This window comes from Hydrogenophaga sedimenti (assembly GCF_051857515.1).
Taxonomy (GTDB): domain Bacteria; phylum Pseudomonadota; class Gammaproteobacteria; order Burkholderiales; family Burkholderiaceae_C; genus Hydrogenophaga.
The window spans coordinates 78,318-97,635 of sequence record NZ_JBPZHA010000009.1 but is presented as its reverse complement, the minus strand read 5'-3'; the positions used below and the strand labels follow the sequence as shown (position 1 = coordinate 97,635).

General features: G+C 66.8%; 20 protein-coding genes. 3 read left to right on the top strand and 17 right to left on the bottom strand.

Going from position 1 to position 19,318, the window contains the following annotated elements; genetic code table 11:
* Positions 1-8 precede the first annotated feature (8 nt).
* A complete protein-coding gene (locus tag ACS5NL_RS15520) occupies positions 9-677 on the top strand; it encodes a glutathione S-transferase family protein (RefSeq protein ID WP_439354824.1) in 669 nt (222 codons plus the stop codon).
* A gap of 62 nt (positions 678-739) precedes the next feature.
* Here ACS5NL_RS15520 and ACS5NL_RS15515 read toward each other — a convergent pair whose 3' ends face one another.
* Positions 740-1,636, bottom strand: a complete 897-nt coding sequence (locus tag ACS5NL_RS15515) for a LysR family transcriptional regulator (RefSeq protein ID WP_439354823.1) — start codon at positions 1,634-1,636, stop codon at positions 740-742.
* Between the two features lie 190 nt (positions 1,637-1,826).
* Between ACS5NL_RS15515 and ACS5NL_RS15510 the strand changes: the two genes are divergently transcribed.
* Positions 1,827-2,417 carry an NAD(P)H-dependent oxidoreductase gene (locus tag ACS5NL_RS15510; RefSeq protein ID WP_439354822.1) on the top strand — a complete coding sequence of 197 codons (591 nt, stop codon included), beginning with the start codon at positions 1,827-1,829 and terminating at the stop codon, positions 2,415-2,417.
* A 56-nt stretch (positions 2,418-2,473) separates the two neighbouring features.
* Here ACS5NL_RS15510 and ACS5NL_RS15505 read toward each other — a convergent pair whose 3' ends face one another.
* The 10 genes from ACS5NL_RS15505 to ACS5NL_RS15460 form a co-directional block, all read right to left on the bottom strand.
* Positions 2,474-3,334, bottom strand: a complete 861-nt coding sequence (locus ACS5NL_RS15505; RefSeq protein WP_439354821.1) for a DMT family transporter — start codon at positions 3,332-3,334, stop codon at positions 2,474-2,476.
* A 37-nt stretch (positions 3,335-3,371) separates the two neighbouring features.
* Positions 3,372-4,205, bottom strand: a complete 834-nt coding sequence (locus tag ACS5NL_RS15500; RefSeq protein WP_439354820.1) for a shikimate dehydrogenase family protein — start codon at positions 4,203-4,205, stop codon at positions 3,372-3,374.
* Positions 4,206-4,347: 142 nt separating this feature from the next.
* Positions 4,348-4,824: a type II 3-dehydroquinate dehydratase gene (gene aroQ, locus ACS5NL_RS15495; RefSeq protein WP_439354819.1), complete on the bottom strand. Its 477-nt coding sequence runs from the start codon at positions 4,822-4,824 to the stop codon at positions 4,348-4,350.
* A gap of 64 nt (positions 4,825-4,888) precedes the next feature.
* The gene (locus ACS5NL_RS15490) at positions 4,889-5,887 is read right to left on the bottom strand and encodes a TRAP transporter substrate-binding protein (protein ID WP_439354818.1); all 999 of its coding nucleotides are present in this window, start codon (positions 5,885-5,887) and stop codon (positions 4,889-4,891) included.
* Positions 5,888-5,978: 91 nt separating this feature from the next.
* Positions 5,979-7,256: a TRAP transporter large permease subunit gene (locus ACS5NL_RS15485; protein ID WP_439354817.1), complete on the bottom strand. Its 1,278-nt coding sequence runs from the start codon at positions 7,254-7,256 to the stop codon at positions 5,979-5,981.
* Positions 7,257-7,278: 22 nt separating this feature from the next.
* On the bottom strand, positions 7,279-7,812 hold the full coding sequence (locus ACS5NL_RS15480; RefSeq protein ID WP_439354816.1) for a TRAP transporter small permease: 534 nt from the start codon (positions 7,810-7,812) through the stop codon (positions 7,279-7,281).
* Between the two features lie 153 nt (positions 7,813-7,965).
* Positions 7,966-8,649 carry a TetR family transcriptional regulator gene (locus ACS5NL_RS15475; RefSeq protein WP_439354815.1) on the bottom strand — a complete coding sequence of 228 codons (684 nt, stop codon included), beginning with the start codon at positions 8,647-8,649 and terminating at the stop codon, positions 7,966-7,968.
* A gap of 59 nt (positions 8,650-8,708) precedes the next feature.
* Positions 8,709-9,548 (bottom strand): sugar phosphate isomerase/epimerase family protein, encoded by an 840-nt coding sequence (locus tag ACS5NL_RS15470; protein WP_439354814.1) that lies wholly within the window; start codon positions 9,546-9,548, stop codon positions 8,709-8,711.
* Complete coding sequence (locus ACS5NL_RS15465; protein WP_439354813.1) at positions 9,548-10,297, bottom strand: SDR family NAD(P)-dependent oxidoreductase; 750 nt, start codon at positions 10,295-10,297, stop codon at positions 9,548-9,550. Before ACS5NL_RS15465 ends, ACS5NL_RS15470 begins: the two co-directional genes overlap by 1 nt.
* Before the next feature lie 14 nt (positions 10,298-10,311).
* A complete protein-coding gene (locus ACS5NL_RS15460; protein WP_439354812.1) occupies positions 10,312-11,307 on the bottom strand; it encodes a TRAP transporter substrate-binding protein in 996 nt (331 codons plus the stop codon).
* A 124-nt stretch (positions 11,308-11,431) separates the two neighbouring features.
* On the opposite strand from ACS5NL_RS15460, the gene ACS5NL_RS15455 reads away from it, so the two are divergent.
* Positions 11,432-12,346 carry a LysR family transcriptional regulator gene (locus ACS5NL_RS15455; RefSeq protein WP_439354811.1) on the top strand — a complete coding sequence of 305 codons (915 nt, stop codon included), beginning with the start codon at positions 11,432-11,434 and terminating at the stop codon, positions 12,344-12,346.
* Positions 12,347-12,382: 36 nt separating this feature from the next.
* On the opposite strand, the gene ACS5NL_RS15450 is transcribed toward ACS5NL_RS15455, so the two are convergent.
* From ACS5NL_RS15450 to ACS5NL_RS15425, 6 genes are read right to left on the bottom strand one after another with little or no spacing between them, the layout of a single operon-like run.
* Positions 12,383-13,963: an acyl CoA:acetate/3-ketoacid CoA transferase gene (locus tag ACS5NL_RS15450; protein WP_439354810.1), complete on the bottom strand. Its 1,581-nt coding sequence runs from the start codon at positions 13,961-13,963 to the stop codon at positions 12,383-12,385.
* 13 nt (positions 13,964-13,976) lie between these two features.
* Positions 13,977-15,140, bottom strand: coding sequence for an acyl-CoA dehydrogenase family protein (locus tag ACS5NL_RS15445; protein ID WP_439354809.1), 1,164 nt, complete (start codon positions 15,138-15,140; stop codon positions 13,977-13,979).
* Between the two features lie 32 nt (positions 15,141-15,172).
* Positions 15,173-15,985 (bottom strand): sugar phosphate isomerase/epimerase family protein, encoded by an 813-nt coding sequence (locus ACS5NL_RS15440; protein ID WP_439354808.1) that lies wholly within the window; start codon positions 15,983-15,985, stop codon positions 15,173-15,175.
* A 7-nt stretch (positions 15,986-15,992) separates the two neighbouring features.
* Positions 15,993-16,619 (bottom strand): NIPSNAP family protein, encoded by a 627-nt coding sequence (locus ACS5NL_RS15435; protein WP_439354807.1) that lies wholly within the window; start codon positions 16,617-16,619, stop codon positions 15,993-15,995.
* 35 nt (positions 16,620-16,654) lie between these two features.
* Entirely contained in the window at positions 16,655-18,460 is a 1,806-nt protein-coding gene (locus ACS5NL_RS15430) for an FAD-dependent oxidoreductase (protein WP_439354806.1), read from the bottom strand.
* A gap of 18 nt (positions 18,461-18,478) precedes the next feature.
* Positions 18,479-19,312: an IclR family transcriptional regulator gene (locus tag ACS5NL_RS15425; RefSeq protein ID WP_439354805.1), complete on the bottom strand. Its 834-nt coding sequence runs from the start codon at positions 19,310-19,312 to the stop codon at positions 18,479-18,481.
* Between the last annotated feature and the right edge of the window lie 6 nt (positions 19,313-19,318).

Here is a 19,318-nt window from a genome sequence, read left to right as displayed (position 1 = left end):
ACCCATTCATGATCGTTCTGCACCACTGCGTCAGCGCCCGCTCCCTGCGTCCCCTGTGGATGCTCGAAGAGCTGGGTCTGCCCTACGAGCTGCGCATGCTGCCCTTCCCGCCGCGCGTGCACGCCCGGCCCTACCTCGACCTGAACCCGCTGGGCACCGTGCCCCTGCTGGAAGACGGCGCCACCCGCATGACCGAGTCGGCCGCGATGTGCCAGTACCTCGCGGCGCGCCACAGCCCGGGCCGGCTCGACGTGCAGACCGGCGAGCCGGCCTTTGGTGCCTACCTGAACTGGCTGCACATGAGCGACGCCACGCTCACCTTTCCGCAGACGCTGGTGCTGCGGTACACCCACTTCGAGCCACCCGAGCGCCTGCAGCCGCAGGTGGCCGCCGACTACGCGCGCTGGTTCCTGGCCCGTCTGCGCGCGGTGGACGTGGCCCTGCAACACAACGAGCACCTGTGCGCCGGCCGCTTCACCGCCGCCGACGTGGCCGTGGGCTACGCCCTGGTGCTGGCGCAGCACCTGGGCCTGGACGCCCGGTTCCCCCCGGCGGTGGCCGCCTACTGGCAGCGGCTGAAAGACCGCCCGGCCTTCCAGCGCGCGCTGCGCGTGGAGCGTGAAGCGGCGCTGGATCAGCGGGTGGACCCCACGCCTTCGCCCGACATTCGGCTCTGAACTTTCAGCGGGCCGCACGAGGGCTGGGTGCCCGCACCACGAGGGACTTGTTCCGCGTTGCCCTAAGACTTGTGCCGACCGACGTACTCGATCAAGGCCTTCAGTTTCGAGGGCTGGTCGTGCCTGCTGGGGTAGTACAGGTAGAAGCCGGGAAAGGTCGGCGAGAACGCTGTCAAGACCCGCTTCAAGCGCTTGGCTTTGATGTAGGGCTGCGCCAGCTGCTCGAAGGTGTAGGCCAACCCGATGCCTTCAAGCGCCGCGTCCAGGCTGAAGGTCGTGTCGCTGATGACCAGGTTGCCACCGACCTCGTAGTCCACCAGGCGACCATCCATGTCGAATTCCCACTTGTAGATCGCGCCCGTGGCGGCAAACCGCATGCGCACACAGTTGTGGCGCGCCAGCTCATCTGGATGGCGCGGCGCCGGCACGCGGCTGAGGTATTCCGGCGAGGCCACCACGGCCACCTTGACAGGGCCGCCAATCGGAATCGCGACCATGTCACGGTCTATGCTTTCGCCGAAGCGGATGCCTGCGTCGAAGCCTTTCTCGACGATGTTGACGAATCCCTCGTCGTTGGTCAGTTCCAGCACCACATTCGGGTTCTCATGCAGAAACCCTTCCAGCAGCGGGCGCAGCACCAGCGCAATGGAAACCCGTGCGGCGTTCAGGCGCAAGGTGCCGGAAGGCCGCCCCTGAAGCACATTCAATTCGTCTCCCGCGTCGACGACTTGCCCGAGGGCAGGGCCGATGCGCGCGAGGTAGGCCTCACCGGCTTCTGTCAGGCTCACGCTGCGCGTGGTCCGGTTCAACAGGCGCACGCCCAAACGCGTCTCCAGTTGACGGATGGCCTGACTGAGCGCGGAGGGTGATACCGCCAGATCGGCCGCTGCTGCGGTGAACCCACGGTGTTCGGCGACCTTCCAGAACGCGATGAGTCCGTCCAGTTGATTCAGCTTCATGCTTTGAAGCTTAACTTAACAAGGCTTGCAGCATTACCCCGTTTTTCTTTCGATGGCTTGTTCATAGACTGGCCGCCACTGTCCATCAAAGGACGAAAGAAGAGATCAGCGCGACGGCGCCAAAAGCCTTGGCTGATTGCACAACAACCCACCGTTGCTGCCTCTCGGCGGTGATTCCACAGGAACAGAAATGAAGAACGTGTTGCTGATCAACGCCCACCAGCTCTATGAGGGGATCTCTCCCGGAGGCCTGAACAAGACCATGGCTGGCGTTGTCCGGGAGGTGGTGGAGACACGCGGCTTTGCATTCCAGCAAACCGACATCGAGAAGGGCTACACCATCGATGCCGAGGTTCAAAAGCACCTCTGGGCCGACCTCATCGTTCTGCAATCGCCCGTCTACTGGTTTGGCAGTCCGTGGATCTACAAAAAATACGTGGATGAAGTCTTCACCGCCGGCATGCTGCAGGGCAGCTTCATCACCGGCGACGGCCGAACACGCGAAGACCCCAGCAGACAGTACGGTTCGGGCGGCTTGCTGCAGGGCAGGCAATACATGGTTTCACTGACGTGGAACGCGCCCCGGGATGCATTCGGCGACCCACACCAAACTTTGTTCGGGGGCAAGTCCGTGGACGATGTGTTTGCCGCCAACACCGCCAACTACAAGTTCTGCGGAGTCGAGGTGCTGCCTTCCTTCTCCTGTCACGACATCTTCAAGGCGCCCGATGTGCAAGGCGACATCGACAGGTTGCGACGGCATCTGGCTGAGCTGATCTGAAGTTTGCGGCGGACCCGACGCCCGCTCCGGGTCGGATGCGGTCCGTCAGTCGATCACTACCGCGCCCGCACCCCCAGCACCCCGCACACCGCGATCAGCGCAATCCCCAGCACGGTCCACACATCGGGCGCGTGGCCGAAGACGAGCCAGCCGGCACCGGTGGCGAACGCGATCTGGGTGTACATGTAGGGCGTGACGCGCGAGGCGGGCGCCTTCTGGTAGCCCTTGATCATGAAATAGTGGCCCAGCGAGCCGAACACGCCGAGCAGGCCGACCAGCAGCCAGATCTTCAGTTCGTGCATCGGCGCCCAGCTCCAGGGCAGGGCCACCGTGCCGAACACCAGTCCGGTCAGGCCGGTGTAGAAGTGCATGGTGCCGGGGTCTTCGGTCCGCACCATCTTGCTGGTGACGATCTGGTAGCAGGCGTTGATCAGCACCAGCACCAGCGGCAGGAACATGCCCATGTTCAGGTCGCTGCCCTTGGGGCGCACGACGATCAGCGCACCGCTCAGTCCGCCGGCCACCAGCAGCCAGGTCAGGCCGCTGACGTGTTCGCGCAACAGCAGCGAGGCCATGAGAGTGATGACCAGCGGCACCAGCATCAGGATGGCGGTGAACTCGCCGACCGGCACGTGCTGCAGGCTGATGTAGGCCACCGACCCCGAGGCGACCATGAGCGCGCCACGCAGCAGCTGCCACCAGGGCGCGTGGGTGACGAAGAGCGACTTGCCCTGCTTGGGCAGCAGCAGCGCGGCCGTCATGCCGGTCTGCACCATGAAGCGCAGCCACACGGCCATCAGCACCGGCACCACGCCGCCCACGTACTGGGAGGTGGTGTCGAGCAGGGCGAAGCAGGCGGTGGCGAGGACGGCCAGGGCAATGCCGCGGCCGGGGTGGGGATAGTGCGGGTCGGACAAAAGCGGGGGGTTGCGCGGGGCGCGGGTCAGTGGTGCATCAGTAGCTGAGGCGGGCCACCGAACGCAGCACGTCGGCGGTCGTGGTCGGGAAGCCGAAGTATTCCAGATACGCGGGAATCATCTCGAACAGCATGTCGGAACCCACTTGCACCTTGCAGCCTCTGGCGGCAGCGGCGGTCAGGAAGGCGGTCATCTCGGTGCGCATGACGACCTCGCCGACGAAGGTCTTCGGGTCCAGGCGCGCCACGTCCAGCGGCAGCGGGTCGCCTTCGTTCATGCCCATCGGCGTGGCGTTGACCACGAGATCGAAACCGGCGGGGTCGTTGCTGCCGGTCTTCACCTCGATCGCCGGGTAGTTGTCGCGGATGCGCTGACCCAGGGCCTCGGCCGAGGCGGTGTTGACGTCAAAGAGGCTGATGGCGGCGATGCCCGCACCGGCCAGCGAGGCGGCAATGGCACAGCCGACGCCGCCGCTGCCGACCACCAGCACGCGCGCGCCGTCAAGCCTGAGCCCTTTGCGCATCACGCCGCGCACGAAGCCGGCGCCGTCGAACTGGTCGCCGACCAGGCGGCCGTCGGGCAGGCGCTTGACCGCGTTGCAGGCGCCGGCCACGCGCACAGTGGGCGTGACCTCATCGAGCAGGCCCACGGTGACGACCTTGTGCGGCATGGTGATCAGCGCGCCGCGGATGTTGGTCAGCGTGAAGACGCTCTTGAGGAAGACCGGGTAGTCCTCGGGCTTGCAGCCCATGGGCACGACGATCGCATTGATCCCTTCCTTCTCGAAGAAGGGGTTGTAGATCATCGGCGACTTGAACGAGTGTGTCGGGTAGCCGATGTGGGCGATGAGTTCGGTGTTGCCGTTGATCATGGTGGGCGGGACTGTAGGAGCGCGGGGCGGCAAACGGGCGGTCTGGCGGGTTTGCTTTGTTTATTCAGCGAACGATATCGTTCGTTAATCGCGCAAATTACGGGTAAACCCGCAGACGTCGCCGACGCCGCGGACAGGGAAATCAGGGCTTCTTGGTGGCGGCCGAGTTCACGGTTTTGCGCACCAGGCCGTCCATCGCGACCAGGTAGCCGTCGACCCCGAAGCCGACCACGATGCCGGCGGCGGCGGGCGACACCCAGGAGTGGTGGCGGAATTCTTCGCGCGCGTGCACGTTGGAGATGTGGCACTCGATCACCGGCAGCGGGTCCACGCCCTTGATGGCGTCGTGCAGGGCGATCGAGGTGTGGGTCAGCGCGCCGGGGTTGATCACCACGCCCAGCAGTTCACCGGCCTTGAACAGCCGGCCCGCTTCGTGGATCTTGTCGATCAGCGCACCTTCCCAGTTGCTCTGCAGACACTCGACCTCGTAGCCGATCTTCTCGCCGTGGGCCTTGCAGAACGCCTCGACATCGGCCAGCGTCGTGTAGCCGTACTGGGCGGGCTCGCGCGTGCCGAGCAGGTTGAGGTTGGGGCCGTTGAGGATCAGGATCTTTTTCATGGCGGGAGGGCGAGTAGGGTGACCGAGGAGCATAAACCGGGCGCCGCAGCGCCCGGTTGATGCATCACTTCCGTGCCTTGGCCAGTTCTGCGAGCAGGTCGGACACCGTGCCTTCACCCACGTTGGCGGCGTGCTTGGTGATCACGGGCTTCATCTTCTCGACCAGCTTGCTCAGCTCGGCCGGGGGCAGCTCGGACACGGTCATGCCGGCCTTCTTCAGGTTGTCCAGCGTGCTGGCGACCGAGGCGCGGGCCTGCTGGCGCTGGTACTTGGCGGACTCGTTGGCGGCGTCCTGCAGGATCTTCTTCTCGTCGGCCGAGAGGCTGTCCCAGAACTTCTTGCTGATCACCACCGACTGCGGGTTGTACTGGTGGTTGGTCAGGGTCATGTACTTCTGCACTTCCTGCAGCTTCGCCCCCCAGATCGTGGCGACCGGGTTTTCCTGGCCGTCGACGGCCTTCTGTTCCAGCGCGGCGTACAGCTCGGGGAAGGGCAGCGGCGTGGGGTTGGCGCCCAGGGCCTTGACCCAGTCGACGTTGATCGGGTTGGGGATCACGCGCAGCTTCAGGCCTTCGATGTCTTCCACCTTGGTGATGGCGCGCTTGCTGTTGGTGATGTTGCGGAAGCCCAGCTCGTAGTACGCCAGACCGACCATGCCCTTTTCTTCCAGCTTGGCGTGCAGCTTCTTGCCGAAGGGACCGTCGACCACGGCGTCGGCTTCCTTGCCATTGGAGAACATGAAAGGCAGATCGAAGACGGCGAAGTCCTTGACCTGGCTGGCGAAGATGCCCGAGTTCATCGAGGCCATCTCCAGCGTGCCGCCCTGCAGGGCCGACACGTTGGCCTGGTCGCTGCCCAGCTGGCCGCTGGGGAACACGGTGACCTTGAGCTTGCCGCCGGACTTGGCCGCGACCAGCTCGGCGAACTTCTCCATGCCCTGTACGATGGGGTGACCCGCCGCGTTCTGGTTGGCGAACTTGATGACCTTTTCCTGGGCGGCGGCGATGCCGACCGTGGCCAGGGCGGCCACGGCCACCAGAGTCTTGATGAACACACGCTTCATGAAATGTCTCCTGCAACGGGATGGGACGCGAGAAAGAAGGGCCCTTGCCTTGGCGTGCCCGTTCAGGGCAAGGGTGTCGAAACCTGCGGGATCAATAGAACCAGTGCAGCGGCACCAGCACGATCTGGGGAAACAGGACCATCAGGAACATCAGGCCGAACTGGGCGATCATGAAAGGCCAGACGCCCTTGGTCACTTCGTCCATGCTGATCTTGCCGACGCCGGCCACGGTGTTGAGCACCGTGCCCACCGGCGGCGTGATCAGGCCGATGGCGTTGTTCATCACGAACAGCACGCCGAAGTACACCGGGTCGATGCCGGCGGCCTTGACGATGGGCATCAGCACCGGGGTCAGGATCAGGATGGTCGGCGTCATGTCCATCGCGGTGCCGACCACGATCACCAGAATCATGATCGCGAACATCAGCAGCGTCGGGCTGCCCAGCAGCGGCTGCAGCAGTTCCACGATCAGGGTGGGCAGCTGGGCGACCGTGATCAGCCAGGCCGAGACCATGGCGCCGGCGACCAGGAACATGATCACGGCGGTGGTCTTGGCGGCGGCCAGGAACAGGCCGTAGAGCTGGCTGATCTTGAGTTCGCGGTAGACCAGCAGCGAGATCAGCAAAGCGTAGACGGCGGCGACCACGGCCGCTTCGGTCGGCGTGAACACACCGAACTTCAGACCGACGATGACGATGAAGGGCAGGCCCAGGGCGTAGGCGGCGTCGCGCAGCGCCTGGAACACCTCGGCGCGGGTCTTGCGGGTCGGCGGTTTGACGTTTTCCTTGCGGGCGACCCACCACCAGGTGAAGCACAGCGCCACGCCCAGCAGCACGCCGGGCACGATGCCGGCCATGAACAGCTTGGAGATCGAGACGTTGGCGGCGACGCCGAAGATCACGAAGCCGATCGAGGGCGGAATGATCGGGGCGATGATGGACGCGGCGGACAGCAGGCCGGCCGAGCGGGCCTTGTCGTGGCCGGCGGTGTGCATCATCGGCAGCAACAGCGCGGCCAGGGCGGCGGCGTCGGCCACGGCCGAGCCCGAGAGCGAGGCCATGATCACGGCGGCCATGATGGCCACGTAACCCAGGCCGCCACGCACGTGACCGACCAGCGACATGGCGAAGGCCACGATGCGCTTGGACAGTCCGCCAGCGTTCATGATTTCGCCGGCCAGCATGAAGAAGGGCACGGCCAGCAGCGGGAAGCTGTTCGAACCTTCGATCAGGTTCTGCGCCAGGATCTGCGCGTCGAACATGTTCAGGTGCCACATCAGCGCGGCACCGCACAGCAGCAGCGAGAAGGAGATGGGCACGCCGATCATCATCGCGGCGATGAGGGAGCCCAGGAAGATGGCAATGGTCATTTGGGGTGTCTCCGGGGCAGGTTCAGGCGTGCGGGTCGCCGTGGGGCATGTCGTCGGATTCGCGGATGCCGATCAGCTCGCTGTCGGCCATCTGGCCGGTCAGCAGGCGAAACAGGTTCAGCAGCAGGATGGGAGCGGCGAGCACGGCGAACGCCACGCCGCTGGCGTAGAAGTAGCCCATGGAGGTTTCCATCACGGCGCTGGTGGACTCCCAGTTGATCTTGGTCTGCTCCAGCGAACCCTTGAAGATCAGCCAGCAGACAAACAGCATCAGCAGCAGCGAGACGCCCAGACAGAGCTTCTGGCCGGCGACCGGCAGGCGGACGATCAGCGAGTCGGTGCCCAGGTGGCCGCGTTCGTTGAGCGCGATCACGGCGCCCAGGAAGGTCATCCAGACGAAGAGCCAGCGCGAGAGTTCTTCCGAGAGGGTGATGCCGGAGTTGAAGCCGTAGCGCATCACCACATTGCCGAACACCATGACGACCATGGCGAAGAGGGAGATCACCATGAGCGCACCCAGCAGGCGGCAGTAGGCGTTGATGATTTTCTGGACCAAGGGATGTCTCCGGAATCGTTGGAAGCTGTAATGTACGAACTGGTTAGTTTTTTGAGATTGGTGAAAACCCTAACCATGCGTGCCTTGGAACCGGCTTGGCCGGACCACAGGCGCGGTTCCCCTGGGGGATGCCGCGCAGCGGCGCAGGGGGATCTACTTCTTCACGAAGCGGACGACCATCTCGACGATGGAGGCGCGGCGCAGCGTCGCCACCGTGGGGCTGGCGAAATCGCGCTTGAAGATCAGGCCGAAGGTGTGCCGGTTGGAGACGTTGAAGAAGGACAGCGCCGAGATCGAGGCGTGGATGTCGATCGGGTCCAGGCCGGGGCGGAAGATGCCCATCTCGACACCGCGGGCGTAGAGCTTCTCGATGGCGGAGATGGCCTTGAGGTTCAGTGCCTGGATGCTCTTGCTCTGGGCCAGGAACTGGCCGCGGTTGATGTTTTCCGAGACCACCATGCGGATGTAGGGCTCGTTGCCGGCGTGGTGGTCGAAGGTGAATTCGACCAGCCGGCGCAGCGCGGCCTCGGGGTCGAGATCGTCGAGGTTGAGCTCGGCCTCGGTGGTGCGCACGCGGCGGTAAGCCTCTTCCAGCGCGGCCAGGTACAGGCCTTCCTTGCTCTGGAAGTAGTAGTAGATCATGCGCTTGGAGGTGTGCGTCTCGTCGGCGATCTGGTCGATGCGCGCACCCGCCAGACCCTTCTCCGCGAACTCCTTCATGGCCACCTCCAGGATGTTGGCCATGGTGCGCTCGGGGTCGTTGGTGCGGGTGGTGGACTTGGCTTCGTTGGCCTTGCCGCGAACCGCTTGTCTCTTGGAATGTACTGGTTCGTTCATTCCGCGAGTATAGGTTGCGACCATCCGCCGCGGTAGCCTGACGCAGGTCCGGCGGGCGCTCAGGCGCGCGGGGCGTGGTCCCCGGTGCGCGCCAGGAACGACCGGGTGCGTTCGAGCAGGCGCCGGGCCCGCTCCCCTGCGTCCAGCCGCCGGGCCAGCGACTGCATCGGCACCTCCAGGCTCAGCGCGATGCCCGGGGGCAGGCCGGCGAGCAGGCTTCGCAATGGCAGTCCGCCGTCGCCGGGGATCTGCCGCTCGGCGCGGGCCTGGAACAGCAGTGTGTCCATGTCGCCTGGCCGCTCGGCGGGGGCGTCGCACAGCTGCGCGTACCGGAAATACGCTGGATCGATCGCCGCCAGCGTCTGCGGGTTTTCGCCCGCGCGGTCGAAGTGGATCGCATCGACCACGATGCCGGCGTCCCTGGCGCCCGAGGCGCGGATGAGGGCGGCGGTGTCGGCCAGTGTGGACACCTCGTACCAGGGGGTCGGCTCCACATCCACGCCCAGTCCGTGGCGCGCGGCCAGTTCGCTGAAGGCGAAGAATCGTTCGCCCAGGCGGCCGGGGTCGCTGTCCTGGAAGGCCACCAGCGCATGGCGGGCGCCGAGTAGGGCGCCGGCTTCCAGCAGCGGTTCGTAGGCGCCCACGTCCGTCTCCGGCTTGAGGCGGAAGATCTCGATGTCCATCAGCCGCAGGCCGCTGTCGCGCAGCCGGGCGAGGGTCTCCCGCAGCAGCGCAGAGCCGGGCCGGCAGTCGTGCTGCGGCTCGGTGGGCGTGGCCGGCACCAGCCGCAGGCCCAGGAAGTCGTAGCCCGCGTCCCGCGCGTTGCCGACCATGTCGGCGGGCGACAGCTCCAGGTGCGTGAGCGGGGCGATGCCCAGTGCGTGCATGGACGTGGCCATCAGTAGTTGGCGCGGCCGCCCGAGAGGTCGAAGGTGAAGCCGGTGGTGAAGCTGCACTCCGGGCTGGCGACCCAGGCCACCATGGCGGCGATCTCGTCGATCTGCAGGAAGCGGCCCATCGGGATCTTGGCCTTGGAGGCCGCGATGTGCTCGGGCGTCATTTCCTTCATCAGGTCGGTCTCGGTCATCACCGGGGCGATGCAGTTGACCAGCACCCCCGACTCGGCGAGTTCGCGCGAGAGGCTCTTGGTGAAGCCGACGACGCCGTGCTTGGACGCGGCGTAGGCGGCGATGCCCGGCACGCCTTCCTTGCCGGCGGCCGAGGCCACGTTGACGATGCGCCCGTAGCCCGCCGCCTTCATGTGCGGCAGCGCGGCCTTGGTGCAGTAGAAGACGCCGTTGAGGTTGACCGCCAGCACGCGGCTCCAGGCGTCCAGCGGGTAGTCGGTCACCGGCAGCACCGGCCCGTTGATGCCGGCGTTGTTCACCAGAATCTGGAAGTCGCCCACCGTCGCATGCGTTTGCTCGTAGGCTGCCTGGACCGAGGCGGCGTCGCTCACATCCACCGGCTGCAGGTGGACCGGGGAAAACCCGGCCTGCATGGTGTCGAAGGCCGCGATGTCGCGGTCCCAGACCACCACCTTGCAGCCTTCCTGGGCGAGGCGCCGGGCGATGCCCAGGCCGATGCCGCGCACACCGCCGGTCACCACGGCGGTCTGCCCCTGAAGTCCCTGACCCGTCGGCTTCATGTTCGCGGATCTCGTCACTTGCGCAGCTTGCTGAGCTCGTTGGTGAGTTCGGTGACCACCTCGCCCAGTGCCGCGCCGTGTTTGGCGTAGACCGGGGCCATCTTGGCCGCGAACTTGGAAATCTCGGCGGGCGAGAACTCGGTCACCTGCATGCCGCCCTTCTTGAGCTTTTCCAGGGCCACACCCATCTGCTGGCGCGACTCCTGGCGCTGGTACTTCGAGGCCTCGTTGGTGGCGTCCTGCAGCAGCTTCTTCTCGTCGGCCGAGAGCGTGTCCCAGAACTTCTTGCTGATCACCACCGACTGCGGGTTGTACTGGTGGTTGGTGATGGCGAGGTACTTCTGCACCTCGTAGAGCTTGTTGGCCTCGATCACGGTGAAGGGGTTTTCCTGTCCGTCGATGGCCTTGTTCTCCAGCGCGGCGTAGACCTCGGGGAAGGGCAGCGGCGTGGGGTTGGCGTCCAGCGCCTTGACCCAGTCCACGTTGATGGGCGTGGGGATCACGCGCAGCTTCAGACCGGCGATGTCTTCGACCTTGTTCAGCGGGCGCTTGCCGTTGGTGATGTTGCGAAAGCCCAGCTCGAAGTAGCCCAGACCGACCATGCCTTTTTCTTCCAGCTTGGCGTGCAGCTTCTTGCCGAAGGCGCCGTCGACGATGGCGTCGGCTTCCTTGGTGGACGCAAACATGAACGGGAAGTCGTACACCGCCATTTCCTTGACGGTGCCGGCCATGATGCTGGAGTTCATCACGCCCATCTCCACGGTGCCGCCCTGCATCGCGGAGATCACCGCGAAGTCGCTGCCCAGCGTGCCGCCCGCATGGACCACCACCTTGAGCTTGCCCGCCGCCTTGGCGTTGACGATCTCGGCGAACTTGTCCACGCCCATCACGATCGGGTGGCCCTTGGGGTTCTGCACGGCGAACTTGATGACCTTCTCTTCGGCCTGTGCGGCGCCGAAGGCGGCCAGCGAGGCCATCGCCAGAATGGTCTTGAGCATCAGTCTTTTCATGGGTTGTCTCCTGTCTGAACGGGTACGCGGGGGTTGGTTTTCTTGAGAGCCGGAGGCAGTGTAGACACCGCATCTCAATAAATCTATGCTCTGACTTGAATGACCTGAATCAAGAATATTGATAGTGAAAACCAGCCACGATCCCTCGGTGCTGCTCGACGGCAGGCTGCTGCTGCTGTTCAGCCTGCTCTACCAGTTGCGCAGCGTGACCCGGGCGGCGGACGAGCTGGGACAGAGCCAGCCCAACATCAGCGTGGGCCTGACCAAGTTGCGGGAGCATTTCGGGGACCCGCTCTTCGTGCGCAGCGGCAACGCCATGCAACCGACCCCGAGGACCGAGGAACTGATCGGCCCGGTGACCGAAGCGCTGCAGAGCCTGCGCAAGGTCAGCACGCCGGCGCGGGCGTTCGTGCCGGCGCTGGCCCGCCAGAGCCTGCGGGTGTGCATGACCGACGCCAGCCACATCACGCTGCTGCCCCGCCTGCTGGCGCACCTGCGTCAGCACGCGCCGCACCTCCGGCTGGAAACCACGCCCATCGACGAGGGCATCGCCCGGCGCCTGGCCTCCGGGGAGGCCGACCTCGCCCTGGGCATCATCCCCGGGCTGGAGTCGGGCTTCTACCAACAGACCTTCTACGAGCAGGACTTCGTCTGCCTCGTCAATCCCGACCACCCGGACATCCAGGGGCGGCTTCCCCTGAAAACCTACCGCGAGGCGGTGCATGTGGAGGTGCTGTCCGGCTTCAGCCACAGCCTGCTGGAGGAGGCGCTGAAGAAGCAGCGGGTGCGGCGCGAGGTGCTGTTGCAGATTCCCGGCTTCCTGGGGCTGGCGACGGTGGTCCGGCAGACCGACTTGGTGGCGACCGTGCCGCGCCAGATCGGCGAAACGCTGGCTCGCAGCGGCGGGCTGGCGCTGTTCAAGTGCCCGGTGAAGGTGCCGACCTTCACCGTCAAGCAGTACTGGCACGCGCGGCTGCACCACGACCCCGCGCACCGCTGGTTGCGCGGAGTCTGTGCCGGCATCTTCATGAGCGGCTGAGGCGGCCCGGCGTGGCGGGCGGTCGGCCGGTGCGGATCAGCCTGCGCGGAAATGCGCCGCGTCCATCACCTGCAGGTCTTTCGCCACCAGCGGCGCGAAGTCCATCTGGTCGAGGATGTCGCGCTGCAGGTCAATGCCCGGCGCGATCTCGAACAGCTCGATGCCGTCGGGCGTGAGCCGGAAGCTGCCGCGCTCGGTGAGGTAGAGCACCTCCTGGCCACGCACCAGGCCCTGCGGCCCGCTGAAGGTGATCTGGTCGACCCGCTGCACCAGCTTCTTCACGCCGCCCTGCTGTAGCACGCGCATCTGGCCGTCGCCGGTCTGCAGCTTCACGCCCTTGGCCGCCAGCGTGCCGCAGAACACCACCTTCTTCGCGTTCTGCGCGATGTCGATGAAACCGCCGGGGCCGACGGTGACGCCGCCCAGGCGCGAGACGTTGACGCTGCCTTCCGCATCGAACTCGCCGAAGCCCAGGCAGGCCACGTCCAGCCCGCCGCCACCGTAGAAGTCGAACTGCGTCGCCGCGTCGAGCATGGCGGTGGCGTTGCGCGCGTAGCCGAACAGCACGCCGTCCATCAGCGTGCCGCCGTAGGTGCCATGTTCGATGGTCTGGTAGATGCGGTGCTGCTCGTTGCGCGCCGCGATCAGCTTGGCCACCGCGTCGGGCACGCCCACGCCGTAGTTGATCACCGGGCGGGCCTTGCCGGTGTTGAAGAGTTCGACGTGCGCGCGGCGCGCCACGGCCTGGCGTTCGCTGAAGGCTTCCTGTGATGCCGCGACTTCGCGTGCGTGGTCTTCAGCCTCGCTGGCTGCGCGTGCCTCGCCGGTCAGTTCGCCGCTGAAGGCCGGGTCGAAGGGGATGGCGTAGCTGGTCTGCTGGTTCGGATCGACCACGATGGCGTCCACCCAGGCCGAGGGGATGCGCACCTCGCGCGCCTTGAGCGCGCCCTTGGGCAGGCGCTCCTTCACCTGCACGATCACCGTGCCGCCGCTGTTGCGCGCGGCCAGCGCGAGCGACTGCGCGTCGAGGTTGGCGGCCTCGTGTTCGAAGCTGATGTTGCCGTCCTCGTCGGCGGCACTCGCGCGCACGATGGCGACGTGGATGGGGAAGGGCTTGTAGCGCAGCCACTCGCGGCCGTCGATGGCGATGACCTCGGCGAGGTCTTCTTTCGCCGCGCCGTTCATGCGGCCACCGCCGAAGCGCGGGTCGCAGACCGTGCCCAGGCCGACGTGGCTGATGAGGCCGGGCCGGCCGGCACCGATCTCGCGCATGAGCTGGCTGCTCACCCCACCGGGCAGGATGTAGGCCTGAATCTTGTTGTCCAGCGCCAGCTGCTGCATGGCGGGCGACCAGACCCAGTGGCCGCCGATGACCTTCTTGACCAGGCCTTCGTGCGCGAAGCAGTTCATGCCCTTGGTCTTCTTGTCGCCAATGCCCAGGGCGTGTATCAGCGTCAGGTTGCGCGGTTGCTGCGTGGCGAGGTAGCGTGCCTGCACCGCCTCGAACAGGTGGGTCGCTTCCATCAGGCCGCCACCGCCGCCCATCAGGCCCACGGTGTCGCCGTCCTGGATCAGGTTCGCTGCTTCTGCAGCGGTCATGAACTTGCTGCTGCTCATCGTGTGTCCCCGTTCAGCGGTTCACGTCGAAGAGCTGCGCGCCCTTCTTGAGCGCGCTCTTGGCGATCACGCCGCGGTGAATCTCCGATGTGCCATCGAAGATGCGGTAGATGCGCGCGTCGCGGTAGTAGCGCTCGATCGGCAGCTCCTTGCAGAAGCCCATGCCGCCGAACACCTGCACCGCGCGGTCCACCACGCGGCCCAGCGTCTCGGCCGCGTGCACCTTCACCATGGCGATCTGCTCGCGCGCGTCGAAGCCCTGGTCCAGCATCCAGGCGGCGTGGTAGACCATCCAGCGCGCGGCGTTGATCTCGATCACGCTGTCGGCCAGCATCTGCTGCACCATCTGGAAGTCGCCGATGCGGGTGTTGAACTGCTTGCGGTCGTTGGCGTACTCCAGCATCAGCTCGCACACGTGCGTGGCCTTGCCCACGGCGCGCGCGCCCACCTGCGCCAGGCGCACCACGTTGAGCGCGCCCATGGCCAGCTTGAAGCCCTGACCCTGTTCGCCCAGCAGGGCCGTGTCTTCCAGCACCACGTTGTCGAAGAACAGTTCCAGGTGCGGCGTGCCGCGGATGCCCATCATGGCCTGGTCCTTGCCGACGGTGAAGCCGGGCAGGCCCTTGTCCACCATGAACATGCTGATCTCTTTTTCACCCGTCTTGGCCGAGACCAAGAAGAAGTCGGACCAGATGCCGTCGCTGATGAAGTGCTTGCTGCCGTTGAGCACCCAGCGGCCTTCTGCGTTGCGTTTCGCGTGGGTCTTGATGCCGGCTGCGTCCGAACCCGCGCCCGATTCGGTGATGGTGATGGCGCAGGTGCGCGTGCCTTCGACGGTGGGCTTGAGCCAGCGCTCCACCTGCTCGCCCTTGCAGTGCAGCAGCGGCTCGTAGACGTTGCCGAAGGCGCGGCGGATCAGCATGTCGGTGGTGTGGCCGAACTGCTCTTCACAAATGATGCGGTCCAGGTTGGACAGGCCGCCACCGCCCAGCTCGGCCGGCATGTTGAGCGCGTACAGGCCCAGCTCCTTGGCTTTGGCGTGGATGCGGCGGGCGTCGGCGTCGGGCAGCGCGCCGGTGTTTTCCAGCGCATCTTCCAGTGGGCGCAGTTCTTCGGCGATGAAGCGACGGATGGTGTCGATCATCATTTTCTGTTCGTCGTTGAGGGCGAAGTCCATGGTCTTGTCTCTTGTCGGTTCGGCGGATGAAATCAGCGGGGGGCGGTGTAGGGCAGGCTGGCGGCCAGGCAGATGCCGGCCCATTGCGTGGGATCGGCGGTCTTCTCGCGCTCGAAGTTCACCACCTCGACGCTCACCGGCAGGTCGGCGGGCAGGGCGTCGAACAGGCCACGCACGTCGATGGTTCCGTCGCCCGGCAGCAGGCGCTCGCAGCGCGCGGTGTGGACCATTTCTTCGGTCGTGAAGCCGGTGCCAGCGACGGCGTCGCAGATCTGTGCGTAGTGCAGCAGGCTGCGCGGGATGGCGCGGATGTCGTCGAGCGTAGTGCTGGAGCGGCCGAAGTGCAGCGCGTCGACCAGGATGCCGGCGTTGGCCGGCGTGCCGGCGTTCTGCACGATGCGCAGCGCACTCTTCGCGTCTTTCACGGCCGTCCAGGGCATGAACTCCAGGTCGGCCGTGAGGCCGTAGGGCGCCATCACCTCGCAGAGGCGGGCGTAGTTCGCCGTCAGGCGCGCCTCGTCGGGATCGTCGCCGGCCACCAGGATGGCTTTGGCTTTGAGCGCCGCGCAGGCGTCGTACAGCGCGTCCCAGGTGTGCGGGTCGAAGGCTTCGCCGATGCGGATGATCTCGACGTCGAAGATGCCCACGCCCGTGTCGGCCATCGCTGCCTGGGTTTCTTTGAGCACATCGGGCCGGTCGATCAGGAACTGCTGCGGTGCGCCGGGCGCGTTGGGCCAGAGGCGCAGGCCGACGAACTGGTAGCCGTTGGCGGCTGCGATGCGAACCGCTTCTGGCGGCGTGCAGCGGTGGGAACTCAGGTACGCCAGGGAATAGACACGGGCCATGTTCAGCTCACTTCAAGGGAGAGACGGCCGTCGGCAGCGCGATGGTCGAGACCATGTTCGTCGTCAAGTGCGCCGGCCCGCCCTTGGGCGGCCAGATGCCCTGGGCCACCGCGTCGGCGCGGGCCTTGGAGCGGGCGTCCAGCGTGGGGTAGGCCCAGATGTTGGTGAAGCGCAGGGGGCCGTCGAGCGCGACCATGGCGACCACGCAGGGCGAGAGCTGTTCGCGCGGCGGCACGTACTGTTCCCACAGGTCGATGGTGGGCTGCACGCCACCCGGCTTGATGCCGTAGGTGCGGATCTCGTAGACCGGGCCGGTGATGCCGCTCTCGGCGCTGGGGCGCACCGGCTTCATCCACGGAAAGCCCTGGTAGCTGTGCTGCTCCAGGGTCTGGAAGATCTCGCCACAGCCAAACGGCGACGCGCTGTGCTGCGTGCGATTGCGCTCGGCCTGCAGGCTGGCCAGATCGGAAAAGCCGCGCAGCACGATCATCTGGTTGAGCTGGCCGATGTCGGTGAACCAGCAGGCGAGCAGCTCGCCCTTCGCCTCGGGCGCGGTGCAGAAGGCCTGCACGTTCTGGGCGGCCGCGGCGGCGGTGCCGAAGGGCAGGGTCATGGTGGCGAGTTCGTAGTGCATGGTGTGGACCGTGAAAGGTTGGAACGAAGGGGAGTTCAGTCGAGGGATACCGCAGAACCGGCTTCGCCGGGCTGCTGGTGTCGCCCCCCTGGGGGGGTAGCGGCGTCAGCCGATGCGGGGGGGATACCCGCTGCGTGAAACGCAGCGAGCCAGCCGAACGTCATGGCCGGGCCGAGCGTGATGCCGCCGCTGGGGTAGTGGCCGGCCATCATGGAATCCATGTCGTTGCCGCCGGCGTAGAGGCCGGGGATGGGCTGGCTGTTCGCGTCGAGCACCTGGGCGCTGGCGTTGACCTTGAGCCCCGCAAACGTGCCCAGGCTGCCGGCGACCACGCGCACGGCGTAGAACGGGCCGCGTTCGAGCGGCCCCATGCAGGGGTTGGGCCAGCCGCGTTCGGCGGCGAAGGCGGCGTCGCCCTGCATGCGGTTGTAGGGCGTTTCGCCCTTGGCGAAGTCGGCGTCTTTGCCCGCGCGGGCCATGGTGTTGTAGCGCTGCACGGTGGCCTGCAGCGCGTCGGCCGCGATGCCACAGGCCTGGGCCAGTTCGGCCAGCGTGCGGCCGCGCTTGAGGTAGCCGTTGGCCAGCATGGGGCCCAGCGGCATGGGGGCGGGCTTGGCAGCGCCCAGGCCGTAGTGGCGCATGAAGCCGTGATCACACACCAGCCAGGCCTGCACCGGCTGGCCGGGCGGCGTGGCCGCGATCAGCGACTGCATCACGTCGTGGTACGAGTCGGCTTCGTTGGCGAAGCGCTGGCCGTCGGCGCGCACCATGATCAGGCCGGGCTTGGCGCGCTCGATCAGGTGCGGGAAGTGGGCGAAGCTGCCGTCGGCGCGCGGCACCAGCGAGACCGGGGCCAGCGCCGCCGCCTGCTGCAGATCCGCGCCGACGCGGCCACCCGCGCTCTCGCCCAGGCGCAGGCCGTCGCCGGTGTTGCCGCGCGAGGCGGCGGAGTGGTGTTCCTTGCCGGTCGGCGCGTGCGGCAGCAGGGCGGCCTTGCGGGCGTCGTCGTGCGGGAAGCCGCCGCAGGCCAGCAAGACGCCGCGGCGGGCGTGTACCTCGACCGGGCCGTCGGGGGTGTTCAGCACCGCACCGGTGACACGTTCGCCATCGCGCAACAGGCGCCGCGCCGGGCTGGCGGTGCGGATCTCCACGCCGGCTTCCAGCGCCGAGGCGGCGAGGCCAGCGATCAGCGCATTGCCATTGACCAGGCGCATGCCGCGGCGGTGCACCAGCAGGTCTTTCCAGTGCGCCAGCACCCGTTTCGTCACGTACCAGAAGGACGCTGGCTGGCGCATGGCGTTGATGAAATGGCGCAGCTCGGCGCCCGAGGCGATGCCCATGCCCCAGAGCGTGGTTTCGGGCAGCGGTGGCTTGAGGTCGGCGATGCGCGGGCCGAGGCGGCGGCCGTCGAAGGGCGCGGCGCAGAGCGAGCGGCCGCCGGTGGTCGCGTGGGGCGTGCGGCCGTGGAAATCGGGGATGGCGTTGCCGTCGATGAACCGCAAGGCAGTCTTCGAGCGGAAGAACGCCACCATGCGCGGCGCGGCGTCGAGGAAGGTGCGGGCACGGGCTTCGTCGAAGCGATCACCGAGTTCGTGGCGCAGGTAGTTCAGCGGTTCTTCGACGGGTTCGACGATGCCGGCCTCGACGGCGAGCGGATTGCGCGGCAGCCACATCCAGCCGCCCGACCAGGCGGTGGTGCCGCCGAACTGCGGGTCTTTCTCCGCGACGATGACCTTGAGGCCCAGATGCGCGGCGGTCACGGCCGCAGCCAGCCCGCCGGCACCAGAGCCGATCACCAGCAAGTCGCAATGGAGAGAAGAGGCGGGTGACCGGTCGGGCATGAACAGGGGTGAACGCCTTCAGACGGCGTAGATCGGCTTGCGGCCTTTGACGTCGCCTGGGGCGATGGTCTCGGCCGTGAGGTTGAAGAAGGGCGAGGCCCCGCTGGCCGCGGCCAGCTGCGCCGCGATCGACAGCAGCTCGGGTGCCAGGGACTGCATGCGTTCGAGCGTGAAGCGCACCGTGGGGCCGGCGATGGTGATGACGCCGATGGCCGGCTGGCCCGCGAAGCGCACCGGGGCCGACATGGCCGACAGGCCCAGGCTGTAGGTGTCGACCGTCAGGCTGTACCCGCGCTCGCGCGTCTCGTGCACGGCGGCCAGCACCGCCTGCAGCGAGGTCGGCGCGTTGGGGCCGAACTGTTCGGGCGCACCGAGGCCCTGCTTGGCCACCAGGGCCAGCGCGGCGTCGTCGCTGAGCGTGGACATGAGCGCCCAGCCCGAGGACGAGCACGAAAGGCGCGCGTCCGAACCCATGTCGGGGTCGTAGCGCAGGCCCTGGCGCGCACCCTGTGCGCGGGCGACCCAGGTCAGGCGCTCACCGTCCACCACCGACAGGCGCACCAGCTCGCCCGAGATCTCGGCCAGCTGGTTGAGCAGGGGCTGCGCGATGTCGACGATGCCGGAGTTGCTGAGGTACGAGAGGCCCATGCTCACCAGCTTGGTGGTCAGCAGGTACTCGCCGTGGCCGCGGGCCTGGCGCACATAGCCCAGCCGCACCAGGTCGGCCAGCAGTCGGTGCACGCCGCTGCGCGGGATGTCGAGCCGGTCGGCGATGGCGGCCAGCTCCATGCCTTCGCCGTGTTGCGAGAGCAGTTCGAGGATGCCGAGGGTTCGTTCGAGGACGCCGTTCATGGTGGA

Excerpts from the sequence above, each read along its gene's own strand:
- ACS5NL_RS15520 (WP_439354824.1), top strand. The coding sequence starts at position 9 with ATGATCGTTCTGCACCACTGCGTCAGCGCCCGCTCCCTGCGTCCCCTG.
- ACS5NL_RS15515 (WP_439354823.1), bottom strand. The coding sequence starts at position 1,636 with ATGAAGCTGAATCAACTGGACGGACTCATCGCGTTCTGGAAGGTCGCC.
- ACS5NL_RS15510 (WP_439354822.1), top strand. The coding sequence starts at position 1,827 with ATGAAGAACGTGTTGCTGATCAACGCCCACCAGCTCTATGAGGGGATC.
- ACS5NL_RS15500 (WP_439354820.1), bottom strand. The coding sequence starts at position 4,205 with ATGATCAACGGCAACACCGAACTCATCGCCCACATCGGCTACCCGACA.
- aroQ (WP_439354819.1), bottom strand. The coding sequence starts at position 4,824 with ATGAAAAAGATCCTGATCCTCAACGGCCCCAACCTCAACCTGCTCGGC.
- ACS5NL_RS15490 (WP_439354818.1), bottom strand. The coding sequence starts at position 5,887 with ATGAAGCGTGTGTTCATCAAGACTCTGGTGGCCGTGGCCGCCCTGGCC.
- ACS5NL_RS15485 (WP_439354817.1), bottom strand. The coding sequence starts at position 7,256 with ATGACCATTGCCATCTTCCTGGGCTCCCTCATCGCCGCGATGATGATC.
- ACS5NL_RS15475 (WP_439354815.1), bottom strand. The coding sequence starts at position 8,649 with ATGAACGAACCAGTACATTCCAAGAGACAAGCGGTTCGCGGCAAGGCC.
- ACS5NL_RS15470 (WP_439354814.1), bottom strand. The coding sequence starts at position 9,548 with ATGGCCACGTCCATGCACGCACTGGGCATCGCCCCGCTCACGCACCTG.
- ACS5NL_RS15465 (WP_439354813.1), bottom strand. The coding sequence starts at position 10,297 with ATGAAGCCGACGGGTCAGGGACTTCAGGGGCAGACCGCCGTGGTGACC.
- ACS5NL_RS15460 (WP_439354812.1), bottom strand. The coding sequence starts at position 11,307 with ATGAAAAGACTGATGCTCAAGACCATTCTGGCGATGGCCTCGCTGGCC.
- ACS5NL_RS15450 (WP_439354810.1), bottom strand. The coding sequence starts at position 13,963 with ATGAGCAGCAGCAAGTTCATGACCGCTGCAGAAGCAGCGAACCTGATC.
- ACS5NL_RS15445 (WP_439354809.1), bottom strand. The coding sequence starts at position 15,140 with ATGGACTTCGCCCTCAACGACGAACAGAAAATGATGATCGACACCATC.
- ACS5NL_RS15440 (WP_439354808.1), bottom strand. The coding sequence starts at position 15,985 with ATGGCCCGTGTCTATTCCCTGGCGTACCTGAGTTCCCACCGCTGCACG.
- ACS5NL_RS15435 (WP_439354807.1), bottom strand. The coding sequence starts at position 16,619 with ATGCACTACGAACTCGCCACCATGACCCTGCCCTTCGGCACCGCCGCC.
- ACS5NL_RS15430 (WP_439354806.1), bottom strand. The coding sequence starts at position 18,460 with ATGCCCGACCGGTCACCCGCCTCTTCTCTCCATTGCGACTTGCTGGTG.
- ACS5NL_RS15425 (WP_439354805.1), bottom strand. The coding sequence starts at position 19,312 with ATGAACGGCGTCCTCGAACGAACCCTCGGCATCCTCGAACTGCTCTCG.